The organism is Nonomuraea rhizosphaerae (assembly GCF_019396405.1).
Classification (GTDB): Bacteria; Actinomycetota; Actinomycetes; order Streptosporangiales; family Streptosporangiaceae; genus Nonomuraea; species Nonomuraea rhizosphaerae.
Genome location: NZ_JAHKRL010000020.1, coordinates 1 through 12336, shown reverse-complemented (window position 1 = coordinate 12336; position 12336 = coordinate 1). Strand labels below are relative to the sequence as shown.

At 72.1% G+C, this 12336-nt stretch carries 14 protein-coding genes; 8 read left to right on the top strand and 6 right to left on the bottom strand.

Annotated elements, in window-relative coordinates; all coding sequences use genetic code 11:
• Positions 1–278 precede the first annotated feature (278 nt).
• From KME77_RS01095 to KME77_RS01080, 4 genes are all read left to right on the top strand, one after another.
• Positions 279–1607: a helix-turn-helix domain-containing protein gene (locus KME77_RS01095; RefSeq protein ID WP_308250487.1), complete on the top strand. Its 1329-nt coding sequence runs from the start codon at positions 279–281 to the stop codon at positions 1605–1607.
• Between the two features lie 43 nt (positions 1608–1650).
• Positions 1651–2301 (top strand): copper resistance CopC family protein, encoded by a 651-nt coding sequence (locus tag KME77_RS01090; protein ID WP_219460460.1) that lies wholly within the window; start codon positions 1651–1653, stop codon positions 2299–2301.
• Positions 2298–4277, top strand: coding sequence for a bifunctional copper resistance protein CopD/cytochrome c oxidase assembly protein (locus KME77_RS01085; protein WP_219460457.1), 1980 nt, complete (start codon positions 2298–2300; stop codon positions 4275–4277). The genes KME77_RS01090 and KME77_RS01085 overlap by 4 nt, the downstream gene beginning before the upstream one ends.
• Positions 4278–4483: 206 nt before the next feature.
• Complete coding sequence (locus tag KME77_RS01080; protein WP_219460454.1) at positions 4484–4873, top strand: sensor histidine kinase; 390 nt, start codon at positions 4484–4486, stop codon at positions 4871–4873.
• On the opposite strand, the gene map is transcribed toward KME77_RS01080, so the two are convergent.
• Positions 4860–5708, bottom strand: coding sequence for a type I methionyl aminopeptidase (gene map, locus KME77_RS01075; RefSeq protein ID WP_219460452.1), 849 nt, complete (start codon positions 5706–5708; stop codon positions 4860–4862). The genes KME77_RS01080 and map overlap by 14 nt on opposite strands.
• Positions 5709–5740: 32 nt before the next feature.
• Here map and KME77_RS01070 point away from each other — a divergent pair, with 32 nt between their 5' ends.
• Positions 5741–5917: a hypothetical protein gene (locus tag KME77_RS01070; RefSeq protein WP_219460449.1), complete on the top strand. Its 177-nt coding sequence runs from the start codon at positions 5741–5743 to the stop codon at positions 5915–5917.
• Between the two features lie 42 nt (positions 5918–5959).
• On the opposite strand, the gene KME77_RS01065 is transcribed toward KME77_RS01070, so the two are convergent.
• Both KME77_RS01065 and KME77_RS01060 read right to left on the bottom strand, forming a co-directional pair.
• On the bottom strand, positions 5960–6601 hold the full coding sequence (locus KME77_RS01065) for a cyclase family protein (RefSeq protein ID WP_219460446.1): 642 nt from the start codon (positions 6599–6601) through the stop codon (positions 5960–5962).
• Positions 6598–6849 carry a CBU_0592 family membrane protein gene (locus tag KME77_RS01060; RefSeq protein WP_219460442.1) on the bottom strand — a complete coding sequence of 84 codons (252 nt, stop codon included), beginning with the start codon at positions 6847–6849 and terminating at the stop codon, positions 6598–6600. Before KME77_RS01060 ends, KME77_RS01065 begins: the two co-directional genes overlap by 4 nt.
• 72 nt (positions 6850–6921) lie before the next feature.
• On the opposite strand from KME77_RS01060, the gene KME77_RS01055 reads away from it, so the two are divergent.
• Complete coding sequence (locus tag KME77_RS01055) at positions 6922–7902, top strand: LysR family transcriptional regulator (RefSeq protein ID WP_219460439.1); 981 nt, start codon at positions 6922–6924, stop codon at positions 7900–7902.
• 51 nt (positions 7903–7953) lie between these two features.
• Here the strand turns inward: KME77_RS01055 and KME77_RS01050 are convergent, their stop codons facing one another.
• On the bottom strand, positions 7954–8532 hold the full coding sequence (locus KME77_RS01050; protein ID WP_219460436.1) for a hypothetical protein: 579 nt from the start codon (positions 8530–8532) through the stop codon (positions 7954–7956).
• Positions 8533–8720: 188 nt separating this feature from the next.
• Between KME77_RS01050 and KME77_RS01045 the strand changes: the two genes are divergently transcribed.
• Both KME77_RS01045 and npdG read left to right on the top strand, forming a co-directional pair.
• Positions 8721–9866, top strand: coding sequence for a lipase family protein (locus tag KME77_RS01045; RefSeq protein WP_219460431.1), 1146 nt, complete (start codon positions 8721–8723; stop codon positions 9864–9866).
• A gap of 240 nt (positions 9867–10106) precedes the next feature.
• On the top strand, positions 10107–10748 hold the full coding sequence (gene npdG / locus KME77_RS01040) for an NADPH-dependent F420 reductase (protein ID WP_219460428.1): 642 nt from the start codon (positions 10107–10109) through the stop codon (positions 10746–10748).
• A gap of 19 nt (positions 10749–10767) precedes the next feature.
• On the opposite strand, the gene KME77_RS01035 is transcribed toward npdG, so the two are convergent.
• Together KME77_RS01035 and KME77_RS01030 are read right to left on the bottom strand one after the other, a co-directional pair.
• A complete protein-coding gene (locus tag KME77_RS01035) occupies positions 10768–11376 on the bottom strand; it encodes a response regulator transcription factor (protein ID WP_219460425.1) in 609 nt (202 codons plus the stop codon).
• The coding region (locus KME77_RS01030; protein WP_219460423.1) for a sensor histidine kinase at positions 11373–12336 on the bottom strand (964 nt) is incomplete at its 5' end. The genes KME77_RS01030 and KME77_RS01035, both read right to left, overlap by 4 nt.

The following is a 12336-nucleotide window of genomic DNA, read 5'->3' as shown; positions in this document are numbered from 1 at the left end:
GAGAGGGGTGGACTTCGCACGACCCGCAGCAGGGGGACGACGGGTCATCACGCTGCCGCGCATGCAGCGGCCGTGGCGACGGTCGCCGCCACGGAAATTAGTCTCACGAACGCCTGGTCGGCAGCCGATTCAGCAGCACAGGGGAGTTTCGAAGCTGGCCATAGGAGACGATTCGGCACCCGCGGCCGTAACATTGCTACCTGCGACAAGTACGGTCGCAGCAAAGACAGCTAGCGCGGACAGAAGAAGACGCATGCGCATGAGGGGCTCCCTCGCCTGTGTGTAGTGCGTTGTCATCATCTCAAGGAGCGGCGACTGTGACCACATCTGACCTGGTCGGACTCCGTATCAAAACCGTTCGGCGACAGCGCGGGCTGTCACAGGCGCAGCTCGCGCATCCCGAACTATCGGACAGCTACGTCTCCTTGATTGAGAGTGGCAAGCGTACCCCGACTCCCGCCGTCCTGGAGCTGCTAGCTCAGAAGCTGGACTGCTCGCTCTCCTATCTGGTCAACGGCGTAACCGCGGAGCAGATGGAGGATATCGAGCTGGCCCTCGGCTACGCGCGGCTGGCTCTGGAGAACGGCGAGGTCTCCGAGGCCCGCACCCGCTTCGCCGAGCTGATGGCGAACAACAACCTGACAGGTTTGGCGTCTCTACGTCAAGACACCGAATTCGGGCTGGCACTGGCCACCGAGGCGTGCGGTGATCTCGCCGGGGCCATCGCCATCTTCGAGCGGCTGCGCGACGAGGACGTCTCGCCGGACCGCCGCGTGGAGATCTCCATCGCGCTGTGCCGCCTCTACATGAGGAGCGACCGGCTCACCGACGCCGTCGAGATCGGGGAGAGCGTCCTGTTCGGCGTCACCCGGCCGACGTGGTCGGACCTCATCGTCGAGCTGGGCGCCACCCTCCTCGGGGCCTACATGTACCGCGGCGACCTGCTGCGCGCCCGCCAGTTCGCCGCCGAGCTGCTGAACGCGGCCGACATGCTGGGCACCCCGCGCTCGATGGTCGCCGCGAACTGGAACGCCGCCGCGGTGGCCGAGGTCACCGGGCACGGCGAGGAGGCCCTCGGGTTCGCCGAGCGGGCCCTCGCCATCCAGTCCGAGACGGGCCAGCCGCGCAACCTCGCCAGGATGCGCACCGCGTACGCGTCGCTCATGCTCAAGACGAGGCTGTCGGCTTCGGTCAAGGAGGCCCGCCAGCTGCTCACCAGGGCCGAGCAGGAGCTGGCGCAGTCCTCCGCCAGCTTGGCCGACCGCGCCGCTTGCGTGTCGGAGCTGGCGCGCGGCGAGCTGCTCGACGGCAACTACGAGCAGGCGCTCCGGTACGCCAGGACCGGTGTCGAGCTGCTGGCCGAGACCAAGGCCAAGTCCCTGGGCGCCGAGCTGAGCCTCATGCTCAGCCGCGCGTACGGCGGGCTCGGCCGGCCCGACGAGGCCGCGGGCGAGATCGACACCGTACGCCGCTGGATGAGCTCCAGCCCGAACAGCGGGCGCGACGCCGGCACCTGGTACGCCGCCGCCGAGACCATGGAGCAGATCGGCGACACCGACGGCGCGGTGGAGGCCTACCAGCGCGCCCTGGCCTGCGCGGGCCTGTAGCCGAGTCAGGACCGGGCGGCGGCCTCGGTAGCCTTGGGGTGCCATGAAGACTTCCCCTTCCGCGGCACTCACCGCGCTCCTCGCCGCCCTGTTCCTGCTCGGCACCGCCGGGCCGGCGCTGGCGCACGACTCCCTCACGAGCCTGGCGCACAGCTCGATCGAGGGCCTGGCGCACGACTCGCTCAAGAGCAGCGTCCCCGCCAAGGGCGCCACGGTCGTGTCGCCCAGCGAGGTCAAGCTGGAGTTCATCTCCGGCGTCCGCCAGCCGTTCGTGGTCGTCAGCGGCCCCGAGGACAGGACCTACCAGAACGGCGACGCCAAGGTCGGCGGCAAGGTGGTGACGCAGGAGCTGAGGGACGTGCTGCCCGACGGCGACTACACGATCGCCTACCGCGTCGTCTCCTCCGACGGGCACCCCGTACAGGGGGAGATCCCGTTCACGGTCGCGGGCGCCCCCTCGACCACGGCGCCCTCGGCGGTCGACTCGGCCGCGCCCTCGGCGCCGGAGGAGACCGACTCGGCCGCCGCCGTGCCTACTGCCGTGCCCACTCCGACCCGGCAGACGCCGGTGGCGGAGCCGGCCGCCGCCGCCTCGACGTCGTTCCCCGTGTGGCTGCTGGTCGTGGTCGGCGGGCTCGTCGGCATCGGCATCGGCTTCCTGCTCAGCGCCCGCAAGGGCTCGAAGCGCCGATGACCAGGGCCGCGCGTCTCGCGCTCATGGCGGCCGGCGTGGCGCTGGCCGCCCTGGTCATCACCATGGTGGCCAGCGGCGCGGCGTTCCCCCGGATCATCCCAGGGCTGCCCGACGCGGGTGTGCTCACCCGGTGGGGGCTGCCGATCTCCAAGCTGTGGATGGACGCCTCCGGCCTGGTCACCATCGGGCTGCTGCTGGCCGCCACCGCGCTGCTGCCCAACGACAAGGGCCTGCTCGGCAAGGCCGGGCTCGGCTACGTCAGGGCCGCCTCCTGGGCCGCGATGTCCTGGGCCGCGGCCGCGTTCGCCGCGATCGTGTTCGGCGCGGCCGACTCCTTCGCCATCCCGGTCGAGCAGGTCTTCGGGAGCAACTACCTGACCGGCTTCGCCACCCAGTACGGCGGCGGCATCGCGCTCACGCTGGTGGTGCTGTTCGGCGTGGCGATCGCGCTGTTCTCGCGCGGCGCCATCACCGCGGGGTCGGCGGCGGGGCTGCTGGTGTTCGCGCTGGCCACGCTGCTGCCGCCGGCGCTGACCGGCCACTCCTCCTCCTCGCCCAACCACGACCTGGCCACCACCGGGCTGGCGCTGCACCTGCTGTCGCTGTCGCTGTGGGTGGGCGGGCTCGGCGTGGTCGTCCTGCACGCGGTGCGCCGGCTGCCGAAGCTGGAGATCGCCGCGGACAGGTTCTCCAGGCTCGCCGTGTGGTGCTTCGTCGCGGTGGGCGCCTCGGGCGTGTTCAGCGTGCTGGCCCGGCTCACCGCCGTGTCCGACCTGTGGACCTCCGCCTACGGCGTGCTGATCGTGGCCAAGACCATCGCGTACGTGCTGCTCGGCTACATCGGCTGGTGGCACAGGCAGCGCACGCTGCGCCGGATGTCCAAGGGCGAGCCGCGGGCCTTCACCCGCCTGGCGGCCGGCGAGCTGCTGCTCATGGCCGCGACCATGGGCCTGGCCGTCGTGCTCTCGCGCACCGCGCCGCCGCCGGTCAGCCTGCCCGCCGACCGGGCCTTCGACCTGCTCGGCTTCCCGATGCCGCCGCCGATCACGATCGCGAACCTGGCGTCGCTGTGGTGGCTCGACCTGTTCTTCGCGACCGTAGCCGCCGTCCTGGCCGGGCTCTACGCGGCCGGGGTGGTCAGGCTGCTGCGGCGCGGCGACCGCTGGTCGTGGGGGCGCACGAGCGCCTGGTTCGGCGGCGTGGCGCTGCTGGTGATCGCCACCCAGAGCGGCGTGGCCCGCTACGCCAAGGTCATGTTCGACGTGCACATGGTCGAGCACATGACGCTGTCCATGGTCGTGCCCATCCTGCTGGTCCTCGGCGGCCCCGTCACGCTGGCGCTGCGCGCGCTCAGGCCGGCCGCCAAGCGCGGCGACCGGGGGCCGCGCGAGTGGCTGACGACGATCCTGCACAGCCGGTTCGTCAAGGTCGTGGCCCATCCGGCCATCGCGACGGCCATCTTCATCGCCTCCACCTACGCCCTCTACTTCACGCCGCTGTTCGAGGCGGCCATGGAGGAGCATCTCGGGCACATCTTCATGACCCTGCACTTCCTGCTGAGCGGCTCGCTGTTCTTCTGGACGATCATCGGCGTCGACCCGGCGCCGCACCGGCTGCCGCACGTGGGCAAGCTGCTGGTGCTGTTCGTGACGATGCCCTTCCACGCCTTCTTCGGCGTCGCGCTGATGATGACCGGCAGCGTGATCGCCTCCGGCTGGTACGAGCAGCTCGGCCGCACCTGGGGCGGCCCGCTGCTGGAGGAGCAGCAGAACGGCGGCGCGATCGCGTGGGGCTTCGGCGAGATCCCGACCCTGATGGTGCTGCTGGCGATCGCCGTGCAGTGGTACCAGGACGACAGCCGGCAGGCCAGGCGGGCCGACCGCAGGGCCGACAAGGGCGGCCGGGCGGGCGATCCGGAGCTCGACTCCTACAACGCCTATCTGGCCCGGCTCAACCGCGGCGAAAGCAGTCAGTAGCCGCGTGGTCATGCCACCGTAACTCTGTTCAGCGAATGTCAAGCGGGACGGGTAGCCTTGCTTGCAGGGGAGGCGGGCATAACCTCATGAGCAGTACGTAAGTCCCATAAAAGGGGCCTGCGTCCGTCTCGTGGGACATCGGTGGGGGCCGGTGAATGCCCCGGGATGGCTCAGGAAGGCGTGGAGAGTTGTCGAAAGAGACGCGCATGCGCGGGGGCCAAAGCCTTGCGGAAGCCCTGGAGTCCTACCTGACCGAATGGTCCGAGCGCACCGGGATAACCGTCGAGACGTGGGCGCTGCCCTCCAGCGAGGTGCCCTCACGCATCGCGGCCGGAGTGCTGACCGCCATGCGCGAGGCCCTCAGCAACGTCGAGCACCACAGCGGCGCGAGCCTCGTCTCCGTGGCCGTGACGGCGAGCAAGAGCGGGCTGCGGATGACCATCCGCGACCACGGCCAGGGCTTCGCCGCCCTGCGGCCGGGCGGCGGCATCGCCCGGATGCGCGCCACGTTCACCGAACTGGGCGGCAGCCTGTCGGTGACCGGCACGCAGAACGAGGGCACCACCGTGAGCGGCGTGGTGCCTAGGCGACGGTGAGGATCTCGCTGCCCGTCTCCGTCACCACGATCGTGTGCTCGAACTGGGCGGTGCGCTTGCGGTCCTTGGTCACGGCGGTCCACTTGTCGGGCCACATGTCGTAGTCGATCGTGCCCAGCGTCAGCATCGGCTCGATCGTGAACGTCATCCCCGGCACCAGCTCCACCCGCAGCGACGGGTCGTCGTAGTGCGGCACCATCAGCCCCGAGTGGAAGCTCGTGCCGATGCCGTGCCCGGTGAAGTCGCGCACCACGCCGTAGCCGAACCGCTTGGCGTACGCCTCGATCACCCGGCCCACCACGTTGAGCTGGCGGCCCGGCGCGACCGCCCTGATCGCCCGCATCATCGCCTCGCGGGTGCGCTCCACCAGCAGCCGCGACTCCTCGTCCACCTCGCCCACCAGGAACGTCGCGTCCGTGTCGCCGTGGACGCCGCCGATGAAGGCGGTGATGTCGACGTTGACGATGTCGCCCTCGCGCAGCACGGTGTCGTCGGGGATCCCGTGACAGATCACCTCGTTGATCGACGTGCACAGCGACTTGGGATAGCCCTTGTAGCCGAGCGTGCTCGGGTAGGCGCCCTGGCCGATGAGGAACTCGTGGCCGATCCGGTCGAGCTCGTCGGTCGTCACGCCGGGCTCGACGTGCTGGCCGACCTCCTCGAGCGCCTGCGCGGCGATCCGGCCCGCCACCCGCATCCTGTCGATCATCTCGGGGGACTTCACGTCGGGCTCGCCGATCTTGGGGCGCTTCTTTCCGACGTACTCCGGCCGCTGGATGTGCGCGGGGACCTTTCGTATGGGCGAAACTCGCCCTGGCTGGAGCAGTGTCGTCATGAAACACGAGTCTACGGGGCAGAATTGATCCCGTGAGCGATGGCCAGTGGTGGTTCTGCCTCAAGCACATGCGGGTCGAGCCCGACAAGGGATGCCCCAACAAGGACCGGATGGGCCCCTACGGGAGCGAGCAGGAGGCCGCCGGAGCACTCCAGCGCGCCGCCGACCGCAACAAGGCATGGGACGAGGCCGACCAGGACGACGACTAGACGACCGGCGCGGCCCCTTCCCATGAGGATGCGGGCCCCTTCCTAGAAGATCGCGTACGCCCTGACGGGGAAGGTTCCCATGCCCGCCACCATCGGCGGCGCGGCGTGGAAGCGGAAGCCCTCGTCGGGTAGCGCCGCGAGCCCGGTCAGGTGCTCGACCAGCGGGATGCCGCGGGCGAGCAGCACCGTGTGCGCGGGGCGCGGCCCGCCCCCAGGGGTGTCGTCGATGTTCAGCGAGTCGATGCCGACCAGCGCCGCGCCCTGCTCGGCCAGCCACTCGGCCGACTCGGGCGCGAGGTAGGGGTGCTCCCGCTGGTACTCTGGCGTGCCGAAGTGCCGGTCCCAGCCGGTGTGGATGAGCACGGCCTTGCCGCGTACGTCCAGGTCCTGGGCGATCGTCACCCGGCGGCCGTCCCGCGCCCGCACGACCAGGCCCGGCAGGTCGGCGAGGCTGCTCAGCGGTATGCCCGTCAGGTCCTGGCCGTCGGCGTAGCGGTGGTACGGCGTGTCCAGGTACGTGCCGGTGTTGGCGGCCAGCGTGATGGTGGCGATGTGGAACTCCGTGCCCTCCTCGTAGATCTTCCTGGAGTCCTCCCGGCTCAGGTGCGTGCCGATCGACGGGGCGGGGATGCCCGGGTAGGTCACCATGCCGTCGAAGATGCGGTGGCTGAGTTCGGCGATCATCGGGTCACTCCGATCCTGGCGAGCTTGTAGAGGGCGACGGCGCCGATCACGGCCCAGATCAGGTTCAGGCCGGCTGACGGCCAGGCGCTGCTGTAGGCGCTGTTGATCATGAGGGCGAGCGATCCGCCGAGGTTGACGAGCTGGTAGGAGACGCCGTCGCCGGCCATCCGCGAGCTGGAGACCATGCCGTAGCCGAACAGCAGCAACGCCGCGCCGGCCCAGCCGATGGCGGCAACAAGGAGTTCCATGCGCGAATTCTCCGGATAGATGGCCTTAAAGCGCAAATAAAGATTGCTAAAGGTTGGCGTAAGCTGATCTGCATGGACATCGACCCCCGCAGGCTGCGTGTCCTGCACGAGGTCGCCCGCCGCGGCGGTGTCATGCGCGCGGCCGAGGCCCTGTTCCTGACGCCGTCCGCGGTGTCCCAGCAGCTCGCCCAGCTCGAACGCGAGGTCGGCCTGGCGCTCATCGACCGCTCGCAGCGGCGCGTCTCCCTCACCCCCGCCGGGCGGGTGCTCGCCGGCTACGCCGAGCGGGTCGAGGACGAGCTGGCGGAGGCCAGGCGCGAGCTGACCCGCTTCACCGAGCGGCTGGCGGGGCCGGTGCGGATCGCCGCGTTCCCCACGGTGATCAAGCACATGCTGGTGCCCGCCATGCGGGAGCTGGCCGCCTGCCACCCCAAGATCATCCCGAGCATCCACGAGGTCTTCGGGCCGCCCGCGCTCCAGGAGCTGCGGCTCGGCGCCGTGGACGTGCTGATCACCGAGCAGGACATGAGCCTGCCCGTCCTGCCGCAGCCCTCGCTCGCCGTCCGGCCGCTCTACGTGGACGAGTACCGCGTCGTGGTGCCGCCCGACTGGAGCGACCCGCCGCGCACGGTCGCCGACCTGGCCGCCCTGCCGTGGGTGGCCAGCGAGCCGGACCAGGCGTGCGGGCAGGCGCTGGACCGGCTGGCCGGGCTGCACGGGTTCGAGCCGCGCAAGGTGCACGTGATCACCGAGTTCGACCCGACGCTCGCGCTGGTGGCGGCTGGGCACGGGGTGGCCATCGTGCCGGCGCTCGCCCTGCTGGACGTGCCCGAGGGTGAGGTGCGGGTCAGCGAGGTGCGCGACGTGGGAGCGCGGCGGCTGGACGCGGTCACGCGGGTGAGCCGTACGCGGTCGGGGGAGCCGGACCCGGTGCAGGCGGTGGTGATCGGCGCGATCGAGGAGGCCACGGCGGCCCTCGAAGCCACCCTCATCGGCCACCTCCGGCCGGACGGCACCGCCGAGCCGGTGAGCCGGCCGGCGGGGGGCTCGTGAGCCGATCCGCCGATCCGCGGCCGGTCGATGGATCCGGGAGCCGCGAGCCTGTCAGTCGGTCACCTGGGGGCCGCTGACCCGCTCCAGGAGCTGGGCCAGGCGCGCGCGCAGCCCCGGCCGGGCCGGCAGCTCACCAGCCGCCATGCTGACCAGGTGCTGGGCCCCGTCGAAGGTGACCGGCCCCAGTCGCGGCACCGCGATCGCGTCGTGCGCCAGCCCCTCCAGCGCCGGGTCGCCGCCTTCGAGCGCCAGGACCGTCGCCCCCGTACGGCGGGCGTCGTCGACCCGTTCGAGCAGCGGCACGGGCGCCTCCCGCTCGGCCACCACGAACAGCGTCTCGCCCCGCCCGGTGCCCTCGATCCTCTCCAGCCCGACCCGCAGGTGGGGCGGGGCCTGGGGCGGTGGCGCCCAGCGGACCAGGGTGGGCGCGAGCTGCGGCAGGTCCGACATCCTGGCCTCGTCGGCGAGGTGCGCGGTGAGGTGCCACGGCTCGTCGTCGGGCGTGCCCACCAGCAGCAGGCCGCCGGGGGAGCGGGTGGCCCGCAGCGCCAGGCCGAGGTCGCGGGTGCGTTCCACCCAGCCGGTCTCGGCGAGGAGCTCACGCAGGAGGTTCACCGAGCCAGTGTCCATCCGTCCATGGTGCCCGACGGCCGGGCTCGCGGGCGCCGCTTTGGCGGCGGCGGTGGCCAGAGTTGCGTAGCCATTTGACACTTCCCCGGCATCAGGGTCATTTCGGGCCTTGACAGGAGGTTACTGGCGAGTAACGATCGGCTCGCGGCGCCGCCCTCCCTGAGCGAACCCCACGAGAGGGGTGGCACATGAACGTACGTCTCCGCGTCAGCATGTCCATCGCCGCCTTACTGATCACGTCCTTCGCCGTGGCCCCGCCCGCCCGCGCCGCCGCCCCCGGGGACGTGGTCACCGCCCAGCCCACGACCGTCTACCTGCTGCCCGGCAAGCTGCTCGAAGTCCCGGTGAACGCCTGGCACCTGCTCTACCGCTCGACCTCCGCCACCGGCTCCTCCAACACCGTCTCCGGCACCCTCCTCGTCCCCAAGGCCGGCTACCTGCTGGGCAAGCGCCCGATCATCGGGTACGCGGTCGGCACCCACGGCCTCGGCGACCAGTGCGCGCCCTCGGCCAGCATGGGCCGGGGACAGGAGGCCGAGCTGGCGCTGGTCAGCCTGTTCCTGCTCAAGGGGTTCGCCGTGGTCGTCACCGACTACGAGGGGCTCGGCACGCCCGGCACGCACACGTACATGGCCGGGATCTCGCAGGGGCACGCCGTGCTCGACTCGATCAGGGCCGCCACCCGCGTGTCCGGCGCCGGCCTGGCCACCGGCGGGCCCGTCGCGATCATGGGCTACTCGCAGGGCGGCGCGTCGGCGGCCTGGGCCGCCCAGCTCCAGCCGTCGTACGCGGCCGAGCTGAAGGTCAAGGGCGTGGCGGCGGGCGGCGTTCCCGCCGACCTGCGCGCGGTGGCCGCCTACCTGGACGGCGACGAGAACTTCGGCCTCGCCGCCGCGGCCGGGGTCGGCTTCGACGCCGCCTACCCTGAGCTCGACCTGGAGGCCGACCTGAACGACCGCGGGCGCGCCCTGCTCGCGGACGCCGCCGACGACTGCGTGGGCGAGCTGAGCAAGCTCGCCGGGCTGCGCTTCTCCGACCTCAGCCCCATCGACCTGATGAACCAGCCCAAGTGGCTGGCCCGCCTCGCCGAGAACCGCCTCGGCGCCGTCGCGCCGCGCTCGCCGATCTTCCTGTACCACGCCTCGGGGGACGAGATCATCCCGCGGGCCGTGGGGGCGACGCTGCGCTCGGAGTACTGCCGGGCGGGCGCCAACGTCCGCTGGCTCTCCCTTCCCGCGCCCAGCCACGTTACTGGGGCGATCGAGGGAGGGCCGCTGGCGATCGAATGGCTCACCCTGCGCATCCTGGGCCTGCCGGCCTCCGGCAACTGCTGACCCGGCAGCGTCGACGCCCCCAGGGCCCGGACGGGCGCGATCGGTGGCGCGCCCGTCCGCCGGATCCGGTCAACCGTGCGCACGTCACGGCGCCCGGCCACGTGAACCGGAGGAGCGTTCCCCTGGACGGGCGCCGGCCACGTGCGGCGGGTGGCGGTGCCCCATGCCTGCCGTACAAAAGCCTGAGAAGGGGTGGGGGTGCGCCGGGGGAGCGCCCGCGCGGCTGCTAGAAAGGGGAGCATGACTGATGTGATCGGGATCCTGGGCGGCACCGGCGACCAGGGCAAGGGCCTCGCGCGGCGGTTCGCGCTGGCGGGCCGTCAGGTGCTGATCGGCTCGCGCAGCGCCGAGCGCGCCCAGGAGGCGGCCGGCTCGATCGGCTCCGGAGCCAGGGGCGCCGCGAACGCGGCCGTCGCGACCGAGGCCGACGTGGTGATCGTCGCGGTCCCGTACGAGGGGCACAAGGCGTTGCTGGAGTCGCTGCGGGCCGAGCTGGCGGGCAAGATCGTGGTGGACTGCGTGAACCCGCTGGGCTTCGACAAGCAGGGCGCCTACGCGCTGCCGGTGGAGGAGGGCAGCGCCGCGCAGCAGGCGGCGGCGGTGCTGCCGGACAGCCGGGTGGTGGCGGCCTTCCACCACGTGTCGGCGGTGGTGCTGATGGATCCTGCGGTGGACAAGGTGGACCTCGACGTCCTGGTGCTGGGCGACGACCGGGAGGCCACCGACCGGGTGCAGGAGCTGGCGGCGGTCATCCCCGGGGTGCGGGGCGTGTACGGCGGGCGGCTGCGCAACGCGTTCCAGGTGGAGGCGTTCACGGCGAACCTCATCTCGATCAACCGCCGCTACAAGGCGCACGCCGGGGTGCGCGTCACGGACGTGTGACCGGCGGGATCGACCGGGATCACGGCAGCCAGCCCGCGTCCTCGGCGATGCGGACGGCGTCGATCTTGTTCCGGGCGCCCGTCTTCGTGATGGCCCCCGTCAGGTAGTTGCGGACCGTCCCGGCCGACAGGTGCAGCCGGGAGGCGATCTCCTCGGCCGACGCCCCGCGCGCCGCCTCCCGCAGCACGGTGGTCTCGCGCGGGGTGAGCGGGCTCTCCCCGTACTCCATCGCCGCGGCCACCAGCTCCGCGTCCAGCACGCGCAGCCCGGCGGCGGTGCGCCGGACGGCGTCGGCCAGGCGGTCGCCGGGCGCGTCCTTGACCAGGAACGCCTCGATGCCCGCCGCGAGCGCGCGCCGCACCTGGCCGGGCTGCCCCATCGCGGTGAGGATGAGGACGCGGCACGACGGGAGCCGTTCGCGCAGCTCGGCGGCGGCGGTGATGCCGTCGAGCGCCGGGAGGTCGATGTCGACGATCGCCACGTCGGGGCGGGCCTCCAGGGCGGCGGGGACGATCTCGTCGCCGCGCGTCACCGACGCGACCACCTCGATGTCCGGCTCCAGGCGGAGCAGGGCGGTGAGCGCGGCCCTGATCATGTGCATGTCCTCGGCGAGCAGGGCGCGGATCACGCGGGCACCTCCATCGTCAGCCGGAACCCGCCGGCGCCGGTCGGGGCGGCCGTGAGGGTCCCGCCGACGTGGGCGGCCCGCTCGCCGAGCCCGGCCAGCCCACCACCGCCGCCACCCGCGACCGGGCCGCCACCCGCGACCGGGCCGCCGTCCGCATCCGCATCCGCGGGCGGGGCGCCGTCGTTGACGATCTCCAGGCGCAGGCTGCCCCCGCTCAGCGACGTGCTGATCGTGCAGGTGGTGGCGCGGCTGTGGCGCAGGACGTTGGTGACCGCCTCGCGTACCCCCCACGCCAGCGCCTCCTCCGACGCCTTCGGCGGCGCGGCCTCCACCAGGTGGGCCTGGCAGCCCACGCCGGACGACTCCAGCAGCGCCACCGCCCGGTCCACCTCCGAGGTGAACGACATCGCGCGATAGCCCCGCGCCACGTGCCGCACGTCCTGGGCGGCCTCCCTGGCCACCTGGACGAGCTCGCCGATCTCACCACGCGCGGCGGCCGGGTCGCGCTCCATCAGGCGGCCGGCCAGGTCGCCCTTGAGCGCGATCGCGGTGAGGCTGCGGCCGAGCCCGTCGTGCAGGTCGCGGGAGATGCGCATCCGCTCCTTGAGCACGGCCGCCTCGGCGAGCTCGGCCCTGGCCTCCTCCAGGTCCGCGCTCACCCGGACGAACCGGACCATGGCGTAGACCATCGCGCCGGTGGTCGGCACCGCGAGGCCGTAGAAGAGGACGACCACCGGGTTGCCCGTGGCCAGGAAGATCGAGCCCGCCTGCCACAACGTCATCATCCCGACCAGCGGCCCGCTCCAGCGCAGCGGCAGGAACACCAGCAGCGCCCCGGCCAGCATCGGCGAGGTCACGGTGGACCACCCGTACGGCAGCAGGAAGTCCGGCCCGTACGTGGCCAGCGGCTGCAGCACCAGCGTGACCGGGTGGAGCGGCGGCCGTTCGCCCCGCAGGGCC

Bases quoted from the DNA above. Each gene is read 5' to 3' on its own strand.
- map (WP_219460452.1), bottom strand. From the start codon at position 5,708: ATGACGACACTGCTCCAGCCAGGGCGAGTTTCGCCCATACGAAAGGTC.
- KME77_RS01045 (WP_219460431.1), top strand. From the start codon at position 8,721: ATGAACGTACGTCTCCGCGTCAGCATGTCCATCGCCGCCTTACTGATC.
- npdG (WP_219460428.1), top strand. From the start codon at position 10,107: ATGACTGATGTGATCGGGATCCTGGGCGGCACCGGCGACCAGGGCAAG.
- KME77_RS01090 (WP_219460460.1), top strand. From the start codon at position 1,651: ATGAAGACTTCCCCTTCCGCGGCACTCACCGCGCTCCTCGCCGCCCTG.
- KME77_RS01055 (WP_219460439.1), top strand. From the start codon at position 6,922: ATGGACATCGACCCCCGCAGGCTGCGTGTCCTGCACGAGGTCGCCCGC.
- KME77_RS01085 (WP_219460457.1), top strand. From the start codon at position 2,298: ATGACCAGGGCCGCGCGTCTCGCGCTCATGGCGGCCGGCGTGGCGCTG.
- KME77_RS01065 (WP_219460446.1), bottom strand. From the start codon at position 6,601: ATGATCGCCGAACTCAGCCACCGCATCTTCGACGGCATGGTGACCTAC.
- KME77_RS01050 (WP_219460436.1), bottom strand. From the start codon at position 8,532: ATGGACACTGGCTCGGTGAACCTCCTGCGTGAGCTCCTCGCCGAGACC.
- KME77_RS01060 (WP_219460442.1), bottom strand. From the start codon at position 6,849: ATGGAACTCCTTGTTGCCGCCATCGGCTGGGCCGGCGCGGCGTTGCTG.
- KME77_RS01080 (WP_219460454.1), top strand. From the start codon at position 4,484: ATGCGCGGGGGCCAAAGCCTTGCGGAAGCCCTGGAGTCCTACCTGACC.